The organism is Roseateles sp. AC306, from assembly GCF_979253795.1.
Genome location: NZ_CEEDEB010000002.1, coordinates 317,852 through 333,799, shown reverse-complemented (window position 1 = coordinate 333,799; position 15,948 = coordinate 317,852). Strand labels below are relative to the sequence as shown.

General features: G+C 67.7%; 16 protein-coding genes and 1 tRNA gene. 14 read left to right on the top strand and 3 right to left on the bottom strand.

What is annotated here, in order from left to right; all coding sequences use genetic code 11:
* Positions 1 to 24: 24 nt before the first annotated feature.
* The 3 genes from AC0IZJ_RS06275 to AC0IZJ_RS06265 form a co-directional block, all read right to left on the bottom strand.
* Entirely contained in the window at positions 25 to 1,575 is a 1,551-nt protein-coding gene (locus AC0IZJ_RS06275) for a helicase HerA-like domain-containing protein (RefSeq protein WP_471847764.1), read from the bottom strand.
* Positions 1,576 to 1,666: 91 nt separating this feature from the next.
* Positions 1,667 to 2,380, bottom strand: coding sequence for a PEP-CTERM sorting domain-containing protein (locus AC0IZJ_RS06270; RefSeq protein WP_471847762.1), 714 nt, complete (start codon positions 2,378 to 2,380; stop codon positions 1,667 to 1,669).
* A gap of 49 nt (positions 2,381 to 2,429) precedes the next feature.
* A complete protein-coding gene (locus AC0IZJ_RS06265) occupies positions 2,430 to 4,472 on the bottom strand; it encodes a hypothetical protein (RefSeq protein WP_471847760.1) in 2,043 nt (680 codons plus the stop codon).
* A gap of 286 nt (positions 4,473 to 4,758) precedes the next feature.
* Between AC0IZJ_RS06265 and AC0IZJ_RS06260 the strand changes: the two genes are divergently transcribed.
* The 14 genes from AC0IZJ_RS06260 to AC0IZJ_RS06195 all read left to right on the top strand — a co-directional run bounded on the left by AC0IZJ_RS06260 (position 4,759) and on the right by AC0IZJ_RS06195 (position 15,916).
* Entirely contained in the window at positions 4,759 to 5,481 is a 723-nt protein-coding gene (locus tag AC0IZJ_RS06260; protein ID WP_471847758.1) for a YebC/PmpR family DNA-binding transcriptional regulator, read from the top strand.
* Complete coding sequence (gene purD, locus AC0IZJ_RS06255; protein ID WP_471847756.1) at positions 5,481 to 6,767, top strand: phosphoribosylamine--glycine ligase; 1,287 nt, start codon at positions 5,481 to 5,483, stop codon at positions 6,765 to 6,767. Before AC0IZJ_RS06260 ends, purD begins: the two co-directional genes overlap by 1 nt.
* Positions 6,764 to 7,384 carry a 1-acyl-sn-glycerol-3-phosphate acyltransferase gene (locus AC0IZJ_RS06250; RefSeq protein ID WP_471847754.1) on the top strand — a complete coding sequence of 207 codons (621 nt, stop codon included), beginning with the start codon at positions 6,764 to 6,766 and terminating at the stop codon, positions 7,382 to 7,384. Before purD ends, AC0IZJ_RS06250 begins: the two co-directional genes overlap by 4 nt.
* A complete protein-coding gene (hemF, locus tag AC0IZJ_RS06245; RefSeq protein WP_471847752.1) occupies positions 7,381 to 8,316 on the top strand; it encodes an oxygen-dependent coproporphyrinogen oxidase in 936 nt (311 codons plus the stop codon). The genes AC0IZJ_RS06250 and hemF overlap by 4 nt, the downstream gene beginning before the upstream one ends.
* On the top strand, positions 8,313 to 8,900 hold the full coding sequence (gene nadD, locus AC0IZJ_RS06240; protein ID WP_471847750.1) for a nicotinate (nicotinamide) nucleotide adenylyltransferase: 588 nt from the start codon (positions 8,313 to 8,315) through the stop codon (positions 8,898 to 8,900). Before hemF ends, nadD begins: the two co-directional genes overlap by 4 nt.
* The gene (gene rsfS / locus AC0IZJ_RS06235; protein ID WP_471847748.1) at positions 8,901 to 9,602 is read left to right on the top strand and encodes a ribosome silencing factor; all 702 of its coding nucleotides are present in this window, start codon (positions 8,901 to 8,903) and stop codon (positions 9,600 to 9,602) included.
* Positions 9,602 to 10,069, top strand: coding sequence for a 23S rRNA (pseudouridine(1915)-N(3))-methyltransferase RlmH (gene rlmH / locus AC0IZJ_RS06230; protein WP_471847746.1), 468 nt, complete (start codon positions 9,602 to 9,604; stop codon positions 10,067 to 10,069). Before rsfS ends, rlmH begins: the two co-directional genes overlap by 1 nt.
* Complete coding sequence (locus AC0IZJ_RS06225) at positions 10,066 to 10,668, top strand: Maf family protein (RefSeq protein WP_471847745.1); 603 nt, start codon at positions 10,066 to 10,068, stop codon at positions 10,666 to 10,668. Before rlmH ends, AC0IZJ_RS06225 begins: the two co-directional genes overlap by 4 nt.
* A 47-nt stretch (positions 10,669 to 10,715) precedes the next feature.
* Positions 10,716 to 12,200: a ribonuclease G gene (rng, locus tag AC0IZJ_RS06220; RefSeq protein ID WP_471847744.1), complete on the top strand. Its 1,485-nt coding sequence runs from the start codon at positions 10,716 to 10,718 to the stop codon at positions 12,198 to 12,200.
* A gap of 68 nt (positions 12,201 to 12,268) precedes the next feature.
* Complete coding sequence (gene tolB, locus AC0IZJ_RS06215) at positions 12,269 to 13,567, top strand: Tol-Pal system beta propeller repeat protein TolB (RefSeq protein WP_471847742.1); 1,299 nt, start codon at positions 12,269 to 12,271, stop codon at positions 13,565 to 13,567.
* 93 nt (positions 13,568 to 13,660) lie between these two features.
* On the top strand, positions 13,661 to 14,197 hold the full coding sequence (gene pal / locus AC0IZJ_RS06210; protein ID WP_471847740.1) for a peptidoglycan-associated lipoprotein Pal: 537 nt from the start codon (positions 13,661 to 13,663) through the stop codon (positions 14,195 to 14,197).
* Between the two features lie 17 nt (positions 14,198 to 14,214).
* On the top strand, positions 14,215 to 14,985 hold the full coding sequence (gene ybgF / locus AC0IZJ_RS06205; protein ID WP_471847738.1) for a tol-pal system protein YbgF: 771 nt from the start codon (positions 14,215 to 14,217) through the stop codon (positions 14,983 to 14,985).
* Complete coding sequence (locus tag AC0IZJ_RS06200) at positions 14,985 to 15,770, top strand: tRNA threonylcarbamoyladenosine dehydratase (protein ID WP_471847736.1); 786 nt, start codon at positions 14,985 to 14,987, stop codon at positions 15,768 to 15,770. Before ybgF ends, AC0IZJ_RS06200 begins: the two co-directional genes overlap by 1 nt.
* Positions 15,771 to 15,840: 70 nt before the next feature.
* Positions 15,841 to 15,916: transfer RNA gene (locus AC0IZJ_RS06195), tRNA-Lys, on the top strand.
* Positions 15,917 to 15,948: the final 32 nt, after the last annotated feature.

The following is a 15,948-nucleotide window of genomic DNA, read 5'->3' as shown; positions in this document are numbered from 1 at the left end:
CGGCCGCGCGCCAGTGGCGCCAGTTCAGCGCCGGCGGCTGCCACCGCCGCCCAGGATGCTGCCCAGCACACCGCGGATGATCTCGCGGCCCACGGCAGATCCCATGCTGCGCACGGCGGACTGGGCCGCCTTCTCGGCCAGGCCCGGATGCCGCCCACCGCGCGGGCCGGTCGTGCCGAACAGCACGCCCTTGAGGCTGTCCATCAGGCCGCCGCCTTCCTCGGCCGGCGCCGGTGCCGCCGGGCCGCCCTTGAAGACCTGCCCGGCCTCGGCCGCCATACCGCCGCCCGCCGGCGCCGCCGCCTTGCCGCTCAACTTTTCATAGGCGGATTCGCGGTCCAGATGCTTTTCGTAGACGCCCGCCACCAAGGAGTTGGCGATCAGCTGCTGGCGCTGCGCCGGTGTGATCGGCCCGATCTGGCTGCCCGGCGGCAGCACGAAGACGCGCTCCGTCACGCTGGGCCGGCCCTTCTCGTCGAGCAGGCTCACCAGCGCCTCGCCGACCGCCAGCTCCGTGATGGCCGTGGCGATGTCCAGCCCGGGCTTGGCGCGCATCGTGTCGGCGGCGCTCTTGACGGCTTTTTGGTCGCGCGGCGTGAAGGCGCGCAGCGCGTGCTGCACGCGGTTGCCGAGCTGGCCCAGCACGGCGTCTGGAATGTCCAGCGGGTTCTGCGTCACGAAGTAGACGCCCACGCCCTTGGAGCGCACCAGGCGCACCACCAGCTCGATGCGCTCGACCAGCGCGTCGGGCGCGTCCTTGAACAGCAGGTGGGCCTCGTCGAAGAAGAACACCAGCTTCGGCTTGTCCAGGTCGCCCACCTCGGGCAGCGTCTCGAACAGCTCGGAAAGCATCCACAGCAGGAAGGTCGCATACAGGCGCGGCGCGTTCATCAGCTTGTCGGCAGCCAGGACGTTGATGACGCCCAGACCACCTTCCGTCTGCATGAAGTCGGCGATGTTGAGCATGGGCTCGCCGAAGAACTTGTCGCCGCCCTGGGCCTCGATCTGCAGCAGGCCGCGCTGGATGGCGCCGACGCTGGCGGCCGAGACGTTGCCGTACTGCGTCGTGAACTGACTCGCGTTGTCGCCCACGTGCTGCAGCATCGCGCGCAGGTCCTTCAGGTCCAGCAGCAGCAGGCCGTTGTCGTCGGCGATCTTGAACACCATCTGCAGCACGCCGGCCTGGGTCTCGTTCAGCGCCAGCATGCGGGCCAGCAGCAGCGGTCCCATGTCCGACACAGTCGCCCGCACCGGGTGGCCCTGTTCGCCGAAGACGTCCCACAGCGTCGTCGGGCAGGCCAGTTTCTCGGGCGGCTCAATGCCGCGCTCCTTGAGCACGGCGAGCAGCTTCTCGCTGGGGTTGCCGGGCTGGCTGATGCCGGTCAGGTCGCCCTTCACGTCGGCCATGAAAACAGGCACGCCGAGCTTGGAAAAATTCTCGGCCAGCGTCTGCAGGCTGATGGTCTTGCCGGTGCCGGTGGCACCGGTGATGAGGCCGTGGCGGTTGGCCAGGGCGGGCAGCAGCAGGCACTCGATGTCGCCGTGGCGGGCCAGCAGGATGGGATCGGCGGGCATGGGACGTTCTCCGGATCAGGGCAGGGGTGCGCGGCGAGTCTAGCGGCGCTGCCGCGCGCCTCTGTGCGAGGTACCGGAGATGCCGGCCCGCCTATTGCCCGCGGCGCTTGATCAGGCCCAGCAACGCTGCGCCGCCGATCAACAGCAGCGCGGACGCGGGCTCCGGCACTGGCGCCAGCGTCACGCCGGTGACGGCCAGCGCCGACGCGCCGAGCGTGTCCGAGCCGTCGAAAACGCCGAGGCTGACGCTGTGAGCGCCGGCCGTGAGCGGTGCGCTGGTGAAGGTCAGGTAGGCCGTCTCGTCAAACATCGGCGAGGCCGTGCTGCCCAGGAATGTCGCGCTCTTGACGCTCGTCAGCTTGATGAGGGTCGAGTCCAGCACGAGGTAGGCCGTGTCGTCGGCCGGCGCGTCCTGCGGGTCGTCGCTCATGAGCTTCCACTGGAACGTCAGCCGCTCGCCGGCCGCAGCCGTGAAATCGGTGCGCAGCCCGGAACCGACGGTGGCGTTCATTGCGGTGAGCGCCCCGGCGCCGAGGCCGGCAAAGGACTCCAATGTGGCCGCCGCCACGGCGCTGCCGCCGAACAGGAAGCCGGACGTGCCGGCGGTGCCCAGCACGGCCTGGGTGGTGAATCCGGCGGGTGCGGCGCCGAACTGGGCGGTGGTATCCACGGCGACGTTGCCGGTGGTGGTCCAGCCCGTCAGGTCGCCGCTGGCAAAGTCGCCGTTGGTGACGCCGGCGGCGAACGCCGTCGATGCCGCGAAACCAAAGCTCAGCGCGGCCAGGGTGGTCTTCAATGTCTTCATAAGGGTCTCCAAGGAACAGCGGGTGAAGAAAAAAGCCGGGCCGGCGCTATCAGCGCACGGTGCCGACCTGGGTGATCTGCAGCGTGGCCTTCTCGCCGACCTCGAGGCCGGCCTTCACGCAATCGAGTGCGGCCGTGCTGACGCCAGGCTTGAACGACACCGACTGGCGCGAGCGCAGGTTGGTGCAGGTGACCTTGGCAATGTCCAGCCCGCCGATCTGCACGGCGGGCTGCGGCGTGTTGACCAGCGCCACCTGCGAGACTTGCACACGCTCGCCATGCAGGGACACGAGACCGGCCTTTTCGCAATCGAAGCTGCCGTCGCTGTCGACATTCATGCTGACCGACTGCCGCGTGTTGAGGTTGGAGCACACCACCTTGCCGCGGAGCAGGCCGCTCAAGGCCCCGTCGACGGGTTTGGCGCGCTTGCCGGCGACCTGCAGGAAGACGTGGGTGACCAGTTCCTTGTTGACGAAGCTCTTCTTCTCGGCGTCCCACTGCAGCGCGTCGGGCTCGACGACATCGCCCTCCAGGAAGACCGAGGCGCCTGGGAAGGGGTCCGTGGCCAGCGCGCCGATGACGTCGCCGTTCACTTCCTGGGCGCCGACGGTTGCGTCGCCCGTCGCCCGGCTGCGGAACTTGACGCGCACGTTGCGCCCGTCCTTGAGCAGGTTGCCGAGCACGAAGCGTGCTTCGCCCGGCTTTTCGGGCGACCCGGCGGGCAGTTCCATCGCCGTTGGCAATTGCAGCTGGCGCCAGGGGTTGATTTCCTCCTCCTGGATGTCGAACAGCTTCAGCCCGCCTGAAGCGCTGCGCAGCATGCTGTCGATGTGGGCCGGCCGTGGCAGCACGAAGCCGCGCCAGTTGCGCAGCACCAGGTTGGCCGCCGCAAGGTTGGCCAGGCCGAGCGTGAAGGTGCCGTCCGACGACAGCGTGCCGGTGTCGAAGGTGGGCACGCGCGGATGCAGCGGCAGCGCCGAGCCGCCAGCGTCGAGCAGGGTGGCGTTGACGATGACCACCTGATCCGAGGTGTTGACGATGTCTTCCTGCGCGAAATGCGTGCCGATATGGAACTGCTCGGCGCCGCGCACCTGGCCAGCGATGCTGCCCGGCTGGTTCGGGCTGGCCCAGCCCTTGGCCGACTGCCAGGTGACGAAGAAGCGGTTGTAGCTGACGCCCTTGAAAGTCCGCGTGCCCGACGCGGAGACGCTCGGCGCATTCCATGGGCTCAGCGAGCCCAGGTAGGTGGACACCGGCGTGAGCGAGGCGCTGCGGCTGAGCACCTCCATGCGCAGCCGGGACGCGGTGGCGGCGTTCGGGTTGACGAAGTCCCAGTTGGCCAGCGATTGCAGGGTGAGGCCGACGTTGTTGGCCAGGATGCCGAAATCCTGGTCGCTGAAGTGGCGCCGCTGGCTGACGCGGTTGGTGCAGGGCATCGAGGGCCCTGCCGGCATGATGTGGTTGGTGAAGGCGTCCTCGCCGGTGTGCACGACCGCGCTGTGCGAGAGGCCGTAGTTGTGCCCGGCCTCGTGCGCGGCAGTGCCGCCGATGCCCAGGGCCCAGCGGTTCAGCGTGTTGCCGGCGCCCGAGAGTTCGGCGCTGCAGAACACGCCATAGGAGCCGCCGAAGACGCGCGCATGGTCGATGACGTCGGCGTCGCCCGTGTCCACAGCCTCGGCGATGCCGAACAGCGAGGGGTCGGTGTCCGCCCCGATGGCGACGATGTTGCGCCGCCCGGGCGGCAGCACCAGTGAATCGGGGTTGGTCGTCGTCGGCGGCAGCACCTGGACGTTGAACTCGCAGTAGTCGGTGGAGACCACGTCGAAGATGCGATCACGCAATTGCGCCGTGGTGCCGGCGGGTGCGCCGGGCAGCGAGCCGATGGCGAAGGTGCGTGCGGGCGACACGTTGGTCGCGTAGTTCGGGAAGGTCGCGTCGTTGGCGGTCGGGTAGTACAGGAAAAGCTTGTTCGGCTTCATCGCGTCGATGGCGCCGTAGTTGTGATAGCAGGTGGGTGCGGCTTGGAGAGAGGTCGTCAGCGCGGCGGCGGCGAAGCCTCCGGCCAACCTGAAGCGAGCAGGCAAGCGGATCATGGATGTCTCCTGAGAAGGGGTTCCTGGCGGGCAGGACGCAACAAACTTAGGTGCCGGCTTCGGAAGCTTCACTCCCCATCAATGCAGGGAATATTGGCCTCGCTAACGGCTCGATTTAGGGGGGTTGAGCCAGGGGGAGGCGCCGTGAGATGACCCCGCCGGGCCGCAGCGTCGCGCCGGACGCAGCCGGCTGTCGTGGCGCGACCGGGCCGTGAGCAGGAGGCGGCCTCGTAGAATCGAGGGTTGCACGGCAGCTGCGCCGTGCTGCCAAAGGAGCAAGAGCCACATGGCCGGACATTCCAAATGGGCCAACATCCAGCATCGCAAAGGCCGCCAGGACGAGAAGCGCGGCAAGATCTGGACCCGCATCATTCGTGAGATCACTGTTGCTGCGCGCCAGGGCGGCCCCGACGTCAAGGACAACCCGCGTCTGCGCCTGGCCGTCGCGCTGGCCAAGGGCGCCAACATGCCGGCCGACCGCATCAAGTACAACATCGACAAGGCCAGCGGCAACCTCGATGGCCTGACCTATGAAGAGATCCGCTACGAAGGCTATGGCATCGGCGGCGCAGCCATCATGATCGACACGATGACGGACAACAAGGTCCGCACCGTCGCCGAGGTGCGCCATGCCTTCAGCAAGTACGGCGGCAACATGGGCACGGATGGCTCCGTGGCCTTCCAGTTCAAGCATGTCGGGCAGTTGCTGTTCGCGCCGGGCACGTCGGAAGACAAGGTCATGGAAGTGGCGCTGGAGGCCGGCGCAGAGGATGTCATCACCGGCGACGACGGTGCCATCGAGGTGTTGACCTCGCCCGCCGATTACGAAGCCATCAAGGCCGCGCTGGAAGCCGCAGGCCTGGTGCCCGAGCTGTCCGAAGTGACGATGCGCGCCGAGAACACCATCGCGCTGACCGGCGAGGACGCCGAGCGCATGCAGAAGCTGCTGGACGTCATCGAAGACCTCGACGACACGCAAGCGGTCTATCACAACGCGGAAATCGGCTGATGAAAGTTCTGGTCATTGGCAACGGCGGCCGCGAACACGCGCTGGCCTGGAAGCTGGCGCAGGCCGAGCGCGTCGCCCAGGTCTATGTGGCGCCCGGCAACGGCGGCACGGCGCGCGACGAGCGGCTGGAGAACGTGGCCATCTCCGCCACCGACCCGAAAGCGCTGGCCGACTTCGCTGTCGAACACAAGATCACGCTGACGGTTGTCGGCCCCGAGGCGGCGTTGGCCGCAGGTGTCGTCGACGAGTTCCGCGCGCGCGGCTTGCGCATCTTCGGCCCGACCCAGGCTGCCGCCCAGCTCGAAAGCTCCAAGGCCTTCGCCAAGGACTTCATGAAACGCCACGGCATCCCGACGGCGGCCTACGAAACCTTCACCGACCCGGCTGCCGCCCACGCCTATGTGGACGGCCGCGGCGCCCCCATCGTCATCAAGGCCGACGGCCTTGCAGCGGGCAAGGGCGTCGTCGTCGCGACGACCCTGGACGAGGCCCACGAAGCGATCTCGTGGATCCTGGAGGACAACAAGCTCGGCGTGACCCACAACGCTGGCGGTGCGCGGGTCGTAATCGAGGACTTCCTGGCCGGCGAGGAAGCCAGCTTCATCGTCGTCTGCGATGGCAAACACGTCGTGTCGCTCGCCACCAGCCAGGACCACAAGCGCCTGCTCGACGGCGACGAAGGCCCCAACACCGGCGGCATGGGCGCCTATTCGCCCGCGCCCGTCGTCACGCCCAATGTGCATGCCAAGGTCATGCACGAGATCATCAACCCGACCATCGCCGGCATGGCCAAGGACGGCCATCCGTTCACCGGCTTCCTGTACGCCGGGCTGATGATCGACGAGCACGGCCAGCCGCGCACCGTCGAGTTCAACACCCGAATGGGCGATCCCGAGACGCAGCCCATCGTCATGCGGCTCAAGAGCGATCTGTTCGAGCTGCTGATGCACGCGACCGACGGCACGCTGGACGAGGTCGAGCTGCAATGGGACCGCCGCGTCGCCCTGGGTGTCGTGCTTGCCGCCCACGGCTATCCGCTCGATCCGCGCAAGGGCGACGCCATCACCGGCCTGCCCGCCGACGACAGCGAGGCCATGGTCTTCCACGCCGGCACGACCGAGGCCGACGGCAAGCTGCTGACCAGCGGCGGCCGCGTGCTGTGTGTGACGGCGCTCGGCGAGTCTGCCCGCACCGCCGCGCAGAGTGCCTACGAGCTGGCCTCGGGCATCCAGTTCGCTGGCCGGCAATACCGCAGCGACATCGGCCACCGCGCCATCAAGCGTTGAGCACTGCGCCCCTCGTCCTGAACGGGCCGCTGCATCCGCACGGCCGCGAAAGCCGGCTGGCCCGCCGGGTGCTCGGCCTGTTCGGCTGGACGGTGGATGCACCGGGCCTGCCGGCCGAGCAGGGCGTCATCCTGGTCTATCCGCACACGTCCAATTGGGACTTCGTCGTCGGCCTGATGGCCAAGTGGACGCTGGGCCTGCAGCTGCGCTTCTGGGCCAAGGACAGCCTGTTCAGCCTGCCGCTGATCGGCCGCTGGATGCGCTGGATCGGTGGCGTCGCGATCGACCGCCGCAGCCGTCACGGCATCGTCGCCGACACGGTGAGCCAGATGCAGGCCGCCGCCGCGCGTGGCGAGCGTTTCTGGCTGGCCGCCGCGCCCGAGGGCACGCGCTCGCTGACGACCGGCTGGCGCAGCGGCGCCTACCAGGTGGCCGTGCAGGCCGGCGTGCCGGTGGGTCTTTGCTACTTCGATTTCCGCGAGCAGGTCGTGTCGCTGACCCGCTTCGTGCGGCTGACGGGCGACGCGCAGGCTGATTTCGCCGCCTTTGCCGACTACCTCGGCCAGCGCGTGGGCAAACGGCCCGAGCTGGCAAGCCCCATCCGCCCCCGCTCATGAACTCGCAAGCCGTTCGCGACTACCTGCTCGGCCTTCAGCAGCGCATCATTACCGCGCTGGAGGCTGTGGACGGCAACGCCTTTCTCAGCGACGGCTGGACCCGCGAGCCTGGAGGCCGGCTGGAGGGCGACGGTCTGTCGCGCCTCATCGAGGGCGGCGCCGTCTTCGAGCGCGGCGGCGTCAACTTCTCGCACGTCAAGGGCCGCGTGCTGCCGCCCTCGGCCACGCAGCACCGGCCCGAGCTGGCGGGTGCGCCTTTCGAGGCCATGGGCGTGTCGCTGGTGATGCACCCGCACAACCCCTTCGTGCCGACGGTGCACATGAATGTGCGCATGTTCGCGGCGCTGCCGGCCGACGGCCCGGCCGTCACCTGGTTTGGCGGCGGCATGGACCTGACGCCCTACTACGGCTATGAGCGCGATGCCCAACACTTCCACCGGGTGTGCCGCGATGCGCTCGCGCCACATGGGCCTGAGCTGCATCCCAAGTTCAAGGCCTGGTGCGACGACTACTTCTTCCTGAAGCACCGCCAGGAGCCGCGCGGCATCGGCGGCATCTTCCTGGACGACTATGCCGACGGCGGCTTCGACGGCGGCTTCGCCTTGATCCGCTCGGTGGGCGACGCTTTCCTGGCCGCCTATCTGCCCATCGTGGAGCGTCGCCAAGGCTATGCCTATGGTGAGCGCGAGCGCGACTTCCAGGCCTACCGACGAGGCCGTTACGTCGAGTTCAACCTCGTCTGGGATCGCGGCACCTTGTTCGGCCTGCAGTCCGGCGGACGCACTGAATCCATCCTGATGTCCATGCCGCCGCAGGTGAAGTGGCGCTATGACTGGACCCCGGAGCCCGGCACGCCCGAGGCGCGGCTCTATACCGACTTCCTGCGTCCCCGCGACTGGGCCGACGAAACCCCCACCGCACTGTGGCTATGAAGTTGGCTCTTTTCGGCGGCAGCTTTGACCCGCCCCACCTCGGCCATCTGGCCTTTGCCCGCTTCGCGCTGGAGGCGCTGGCGCCCGAGCGCCTGCTCTGGCTGCCCGCCGGCCGGCAGTGGCAGAAGCCCGACCAGGTCATGGCCGCCGGCGTGCATCGGGCCGCAATGATCCGCTGCCTGACCGGTGGCGAGCCTCGCTTTGCCGTCGACGAACGCGAGTTGCACCGCCGCGGCCCCAGCTTCACGGCCGACACGCTGAACGAGTTCAAGGCGGAGTGCCCGGGCGCCGAGCTGATGTTCCTCATCGGCCAGGATCAATACGCCCGCCTGCCCACCTGGTACCGTGCCGAGACCGTGGCCGCGCTCGCCACGCTGGTCGTGGTGCCGCGCGCGGGCGAGTCGGTCGTCACGCCGCCTGGCATGCCGCCGCACCGCCTGCAGGTGCTGAATCTGCCCGAAACCCCGATCTCATCCACCGCCGTGCGCGAGGCTCTCGCCTGCGGCGACGATATTTGCCCCTTGGTGGGCGCCGACGTCGCGAGCTATATTGACTCGCATCGTCTCTACGAGAAGAAGCCCTGAATGGACATTCGCAAGCTGCAACGAGCCATCGTCGATGGTCTCGAGGACGTCAAGGCTCAGAACATCGTCGTGTTCAACACCGAGCACCTGTCGCCCCTGTTCGAGCGCGTCATCATTGCCTCCGGCACCAGCAACCGCCAGACCAAGGCGCTCGCGTCCAGCGTGCGTGAAACGGTCAAGGGCCGCGGCCTGCAGGTCATGCGCACCGAGGGCGAGGACAACGGCGAATGGATCATCGTCGACTGCGGCGCCGCCGTCGTCCATGTAATGCAGCCGAGCATCCGCGACTACTACCACCTTGAAGAGATCTGGGGCGACAAGCCCGTCAAGCTCAAGCTTGGATCGAGCGAGGTCAAGCTGGTCAAGGCGTCAGAGGATGCCTCTGCCAAGCCTGCCAAGAAATCCGGCAAGCCCCTCGGCCCGGTCGGCGTGAAGCAGGCCGCACCGGCGAAGAAGGCAGCGCCCGCCGCCAAGAAGCCGGCGGCCAAGAAGGCACCGCGCGGTGTCGTCAGCGCCAAGACGCCGGCAACCAAGACGATCACGGTCGGCGCGACCAAGCCGGCAGGCAAGAAGCCCGCCGCCAAGAAGGTCGCGGTCAAGACGACGGTCGGCGTGAAGCGGGCGGCGCCTGCGAAGACGGCGACGAGCAAGGTCGTCGCCAGACAAGCCCCGGCCAAGAAGGCGGCTCCGAAGCGCGGCTGATGCGCCTCTTCCTCGTCGCCGTCGGCCAGCGCCAGCCGGCCTGGGCCGACACGGCCTACGAAGACTTCGCCAAGCGTTTCCCGCCCGAACTCAAGCTCGACCTCAAGGCCGTCAAAGCCGAGACGCGCGGCAGCAAGACGGCTGAGCAACTGATGGCGGCGGAGGCTGCGCGCATCGAGGCGGCCTTGCCGAAAGGCGTGCGCCGCATCATCCTGGACGAGCGCGGCGAGCGCCGCACGTCGGTGCAACTGGCCGAGCGTTTGAAGCTGTGGATGGGCGAGGGCCGCGACGCTGCCCTCATCATCGGTGGCCCCGACGGCCTGCATCCCGACCTCAAGGCCACGGCCGACGAGACGCTGCGCCTATCAGACCTGACGCTGCCCCATGCCTTTGCCCGAGTGCTGCTGGCAGAGGGCCTGTACCGTGCCTGGACCGTGACGACCGGACATCCGTATCACCGCGAATGAAGCCCTTCATCTACCTCGCCTCGCAAAGCCCCCGCCGCCGCCAGCTGCTGGCGCAGATAGCCGTAGCGCATGAGCTGCTGCTGCCTGGTGTCGAAGAGGACGCCGAAGCGCTGGAGGCCGTGCAGGCTGGTGAGCTGCCCGAGACTTACTGCGCCCGAGTCACGGCGGCCAAGCTGGACGCGGCGCTTGCGCGCCTGGCTGCTCGCGGCCTGCCGCCTGCGCCCATCCTCTGCGCCGACACCACCGTGGCCGTCGACGACCTCATCCTCGGCAAGCCCGAGGACGACGCCGATGCGCGCCGCATCCTGACGCTGCTGTCAGGCCGCAGCCACCGCGTCATCACGGCCGTCGCGGTTGCGGATGCGACCCGACGCGCAGCGACGCTGAACGTGTCCCACGTTGAGTTTGCGCCGCTGTCTGCGGCCCAGATCGACCGCTACATTGCCAGCCGCGAGCCCTTCGGCAAGGCCGGTGCCTACGCCATCCAAAGCCAGGCGGCCGCCTGGATCGTGAAGATTGCCGGCAGCTATACCGGCATCATGGGGTTGCCCCTCTTTGAGACTGCGGCGCTCTTGGACAAATTCGGCTTTGAGCTTTGACCTCTGCGCCTGCCACGGGCGCAGAGGTCAGCATTCAAAGGTTCGCGATGGAAGACATCCTGATCAACTGGTCGCCGCAGGAAACGCGGGTGGCCGTGGTCGAGAACGGCGCGGTGCAGGAACTGCACGTCGAGCGCACGTTGGAGCGGGGCCTGGTGGGCAACGTCTACCTCGGCAAGGTCGTGCGCGTGCTGCCCGGCATGCAGTCGGCCTTCATCGACATCGGCCTGGAGCGGGCGGCCTTCCTGCATGTCGCCGACCTGCACAGCGCCTCGCAGTTCGGCCACAGCCGGCACCAGAACGCGGATGCGCCACCCACGCCCATCGAGCGCCTCGTCTTCGAGGGCCAGCCGTTGACGGTGCAGGTCATAAAGGACCCCATCGGCACCAAAGGCGCGCGCCTGTCCAGCCAGATCAGCATCGCTGGCCGCATGCTGGTCTTCCTGCCGCAGGATGAACACATCGGCATCAGCCAGAAGATCGGTTCGCCCGAGGCACGCGAGGCGTTGCGCGCGCGCATGGCCGCGCTCGTGGGGACGAAGGAACAGGGCGGTGGCGGCGGCTTCATCCTGCGCACCAACGCGGAAGATGCGTCCGACGAAGAACTGGCCGCGGACATCGCCTACCTCCGCAAGACCTGGCACCAGATCCGCGACAAGGCGCTCACCACACCGTCCGCCAGCCTGCTGCACCAGGACCTCAGCCTCGTCGAGCGCGTACTGCGCGACCTGACCCACGAGCGCACCGCGCACATCCGCATCGACTCGCGCATGCAGTACGACGTGCTGCGCGAGTTCGGCGAGACCTTCATGCCGGCCGCCACGGCCAAGCTGGAGCACTACCGGGGCGAGCGGCCGATCTTCGACCTGTGCAATGTCGACGCCGAGATCGCCCGCGCGCTGATGCGCAAGGTGGAGCTGAAGTCGGGCGGCTCGCTGGTGTTCGACCAGACCGAGGCGATGACGACCGTCGACGTCAACACCGGTGGCTTCGTCGGCGCCAAGAACTTCGACGACACCATCTTCAAGACCAACCTTGAAGCGGCCGGTTCCATCGCCCGTCAGCTGCGCCTGCGCAACCTGGGCGGGATCATCATCGTGGACTTCATCGACATGACCCGCGAGGAGCACCGAACGGCGGTGCTGGCAGAGTTCAAGAAGCAGCTCGGCAAGGACCGCACCAAGGTCACCGTCGGCGGCTTCACTCAGCTGGGCCTGGTGGAGATGACGCGCAAGCGCACGCGCGAGTCGTTGTCGCGCATGCTCTGCGAACCCTGCCCGACCTGCGAGGGCCGGGGCCAGGTGAAGACGGCGCGTTCGGTCTGCTATGACATCCTGCGCGAGATCCTGCGCGAGGCGCGCCAGTTCTCGCCGCGCGAGTTCCGCGTCGTTGCCGCAGCCAACGTCGTCGAGATGATGCTGGACGAAGAGAGCGCCCATCTGGCCGGCCTGTCGGACTTCATCGGCAAGCCGATCTCGCTGACGGCCGAGCCGACCAATCAAACCGAGCACTACGACATCGTGCTGCTGTAGTGGGGATTGCGCCGGACAAGGCTTTGTCTGACGTTACAAGTGCTGCGGCTGCGGCAAAATCGCGCGCCATGCCTGAATCCTTCGCGCCAGTTTCCCGTCGCCGCAGCCTTGCGGCACTTGCTGCCCTCACTGCGGCGCTCGGTGCCGGCCCCGCCCTTGCCCAGGTCCGCATCGACATTGCCGGCACCGGCGGCACGCGCATCCCGGTCGCCATCGTCGACTTCCGCGACGAATCCAAGTCGCCTCAGCCCATTGCCGCCATCATCCGCGCCGACCTGGAGCGGAGCGGCCTGTTCAAGAGCGTCGACGCGCCCGGCGGCATCAGCGAGATCAGCGCCCCCGTCTTTGCCGAATGGAAGGCGCGGCAGGCTGACGGTCTCGTAGCGGGTTCAGTCAACCGGCTGGCCGACGGCCGCCTGGACATCCGCTTCAAGCTCTGGGACGTCGTCAAAGGCGCCGAGATCATCGGCCAGGCGCAGGCCGTGCATCCGGAGGACGCCCGTCTCGCAGCCCATCGCATTGCCGACGTCATCTACGAAAAGCTGACCGGCGAAAAGGGCGTGTTTGCCACGCGCATGGCCTACGTCACCAAGGCCGGCCGCCGTTTCAGCCTCGTCATCGCCGATGCCGATGGCGAGAGCGCCAAGGTCGCGCTGACCAGCCCCGAGCCCATCATTTCCCCTGCCTGGGCGCCCAACGGCCGCGAGCTGGCCTATGTGTCCTTCGAAAGCGGCAAGGCCACTGTGCGTATCCAGGACGTTCAGGCCGGCACGCGCCGCGTACTGGCGGACTTCAAGGGCACCAACAGCGCCCCGGCCTGGTCGCCCGATGGTTCGCAGCTCGTGCTGAGCCTGTCACGCGACGGCGGCACCCAGCTGTTCGTCATCAACCGTGACGGTTCCGGCGTGCGCCGCATCGCTCAAAGCAGCGCGATCGACACCGAGGCCTGCTACTCACCCGATGGCAGCAAGATCTATTTTGTCAGTGACCGCGGCGGCGGCCCGCAGGTCTACCGCATGCCCGCCACGGGCGGCACGGCCGAGCGCGTCACCTTCGGCGGCGGCTACAACATCAGCCCCGCCATCAGTCCTGACGGCCGAACCATGGCCTACATCACGCGCACCGGCGGTGCCTTCCGCCTCAGCGTGATGGACCTTGGCACCGGTCAATCTCAGCAGATCAGCGAAGCCAACGACGACGAGAGCCCGGCGTTCTCGCCCAACGGCAAGCTCATCGTGTATGCGAGTCGCGCCGGCGGCAAGGAAGTGCTGATGACCACCACGCTGGACGGCAAGATCAAGACGCCTTTGCTCGTAACACTGGCCGAGGTTCGCGAACCAACCTGGGGACCGTTTACATCCCAGTAACTTGACAGTTCGCACCATGTTGGACAATGCCCGGCCGCCGGTGCTGCCGGCTACGCTCTTTTCACTCGCCCCCCTGTCTGTGGAGACACTCTAATGAAGATCACCCGCTACGCGCTCACCCTGATTGCCGCTGCTGCCCTCGCTGGTTGCGGCTCCACCGTCAAGCTTGACGAGCCGGCACCGGTCGTCACTGCTCAGCCCACGACTCCCCCGCCCGCCCAGCAGCAAGTCACGACGCCGGCGGTGCCGCAGAGCCAGGTGAAGCCCATCACCCTGGAAGAGCAGCTCAACCAGCAGGTCCAGGGCAAGCGCGTCGTCTACTTCGACTTCGACAGCGACATCGTCAAGGAAGAGTACCGCCCGCTGATTGACGTGCATGCCAAGCGTCTGAACAACAACAAGAAGCTGGCGCTGAGCCTCGAAGGCAACACCGACGAGCGCGGCGGCCGCGAGTACAACTTGGCCCTCGGCCAACGCCGTGCCGAAGCCGTTGCCAAGTCGCTGACGCTGCTCGGCGTGGGCGCCAGCCAGGTCGAAGCCGTCAGCTTCGGCAAGGAGCGTCCGGCAGCCCAAGGCAGCACCGAAGAAGCCTGGTCCAAGAACCGCCGCGTCGAGCTCAAGGACAAGTGATGCGTGGCCTGCGCCTGATGCGACTGACGCTCCTGGCCCTCGCCGCAGGCGCGGCCTTCATGCAGCCGGCTCGCGCCGGCTTGTTCGAGGACGACGAGGCGCGCAAGGCCATCCTTGAGCTTCGCGCCAAGATCCAGGCCAACGACGATGCTGCGAAGCAGCGCGCCGAGCAGCTCAACACGTTGGTCCAGGACCAGCTCCAGCCGCTGCGCCGCAGCATGCTGGAGCTGAACAGCCAGATCGACGCGCTGCGTGGCGAGGTCGCCAAGCTGCGCGGCACCAACGAGCAACTTGCCCGCGACCTGGCCGACACCCAGCGCAAGCTGGTCGACCAGACGCAGTCCGTCGAGGCCCGCCTGAAGCCGCTGGAGCCCCAGAAGGTGGCACTCGACGGCCGGGAGTTCCAGGTTGCACCTGATGAACGCGCGCAGTACGACGCTGCCATCGGCCTGGTGCGCCGCGGCGATTTTGCCGAGGCCGTTGCTGCGCTGAATGCCTTCCTGAAGCGCTATCCCGCCAGCGGCTACACCGACTCGGTGCGCTTCTGGCTTGGCAACGCCCAGTACGGCAAGCGCGATTACAAGGACGCGATCGCCACCTTCAAGACCTTCATCGCCGGCAACCCGGATCACCCGCGTGCCGCCGAAGCCCTGTTGGCGCTGGCCAACTGCCAGGCCGAGCTGAAGGACAACAAGGCCGCTCGCCGCAGCATCGAAGACCTCATCAAGGCCTACCCCGGCACCGAAGCCGCGCAAGCCGGCAAAGAGCGGCTGGCCAGCCTGAGGTGATGGTCGCGGATCAGCTCCACGAGGCTGATCTGGAGCGCCGCTTCGGCGGCCTGCGCCGCCTGCACGGCGACGCCGCCTACCAGCGCCTGCGTACCGCACGTTTCGCGGTCGTCGGCCTTGGCGGCGTCGGCTCCTGGGCCGTCGAGGCGCTGGCCCGCAGCGGCGTTGCCGAGCTGACCCTCATCGACCTGGATCAGGTCTCCGAATCGAACATCAACCGTCAGATCCAGGCGCTCGGGTCGACCGTCGGGATGGCCAAGGCAGAGGCGCTGCGTCTGCGCATCGCCGACATTCACCCCGGATGCGCCGTGCGCGTCATCGAGGAATTTGTCGAGCCCGATAACTGGCCGGCGTTGATCGGTGACGCGGAGTTCGATGGCCTCATCGACTGCTGTGACCAGGTCCGCGCCAAGGCTACGCTGGCCGCCTGGGCGCGCGAACGCAGTCTGCCCTTCGTGACGGTCGGCGCCGCGGGCGGCAAGCGCGAGCCGCATCGCGTGCAACTCGGCGACCTCAGCACCACCACGCACGACCCGCTGCTGGCCTCGCTGCGCCAGCGCTTGCGCAAGCACCACGCCGCGCCGCGCGCGGGCAAGTTGGACGTGGCCTGTGTCTACTCGCTGGAGCCGGTCCACCTGCCCCCGCGCGGCGAGGGCGACACCTGCGACGTTGACGGCAGCCTGAACTGCCACGGCTACGGCTCCAGCGTCACCGTCACGGCGACCTTCGGACTGTGCGCCGCCGCAGAGTTGCAGCGCCTGCATCTGGCTCGTCGATCGGCTTGACGGCGCCCCGACTGAATCTTCTTGCGGGTCCCAAAAAAACCTGCCTATAATGGCGGGCTCTGCTTGACACGGGACGTTAGCTCAGTCGGTAGAGCAGCGGACTTTTAATCCGTTGGTCGCAGGTTCGAATCCTGCACGTCCCACCAAGTTTTTCAGCGCTGATTCGACGGAATCCACG

Coding starts and splice junctions, on each gene's coding strand:
- hemF (WP_471847752.1), top strand. CDS start 7,381: ATGAACTCGCAAGCCGTTCGCGACTACCTGCTCGGCCTTCAGCAGCGC.
- ybgF (WP_471847738.1), top strand. CDS start 14,215: ATGCGACTGACGCTCCTGGCCCTCGCCGCAGGCGCGGCCTTCATGCAG.
- nadD (WP_471847750.1), top strand. CDS start 8,313: ATGAAGTTGGCTCTTTTCGGCGGCAGCTTTGACCCGCCCCACCTCGGC.
- pal (WP_471847740.1), top strand. CDS start 13,661: ATGAAGATCACCCGCTACGCGCTCACCCTGATTGCCGCTGCTGCCCTC.
- rng (WP_471847744.1), top strand. CDS start 10,716: ATGGAAGACATCCTGATCAACTGGTCGCCGCAGGAAACGCGGGTGGCC.
- AC0IZJ_RS06265 (WP_471847760.1), bottom strand. CDS start 4,472: ATGATCCGCTTGCCTGCTCGCTTCAGGTTGGCCGGAGGCTTCGCCGCC.
- purD (WP_471847756.1), top strand. CDS start 5,481: ATGAAAGTTCTGGTCATTGGCAACGGCGGCCGCGAACACGCGCTGGCC.
- AC0IZJ_RS06260 (WP_471847758.1), top strand. CDS start 4,759: ATGGCCGGACATTCCAAATGGGCCAACATCCAGCATCGCAAAGGCCGC.
- AC0IZJ_RS06225 (WP_471847745.1), top strand. CDS start 10,066: ATGAAGCCCTTCATCTACCTCGCCTCGCAAAGCCCCCGCCGCCGCCAG.
- AC0IZJ_RS06275 (WP_471847764.1), bottom strand. CDS start 1,575: ATGCCCGCCGATCCCATCCTGCTGGCCCGCCACGGCGACATCGAGTGC.
- rlmH (WP_471847746.1), top strand. CDS start 9,602: ATGCGCCTCTTCCTCGTCGCCGTCGGCCAGCGCCAGCCGGCCTGGGCC.
- AC0IZJ_RS06200 (WP_471847736.1), top strand. CDS start 14,985: ATGGTCGCGGATCAGCTCCACGAGGCTGATCTGGAGCGCCGCTTCGGC.
- AC0IZJ_RS06270 (WP_471847762.1), bottom strand. CDS start 2,380: ATGAAGACATTGAAGACCACCCTGGCCGCGCTGAGCTTTGGTTTCGCG.
- rsfS (WP_471847748.1), top strand. CDS start 8,901: ATGGACATTCGCAAGCTGCAACGAGCCATCGTCGATGGTCTCGAGGAC.
- tolB (WP_471847742.1), top strand. CDS start 12,269: ATGCCTGAATCCTTCGCGCCAGTTTCCCGTCGCCGCAGCCTTGCGGCA.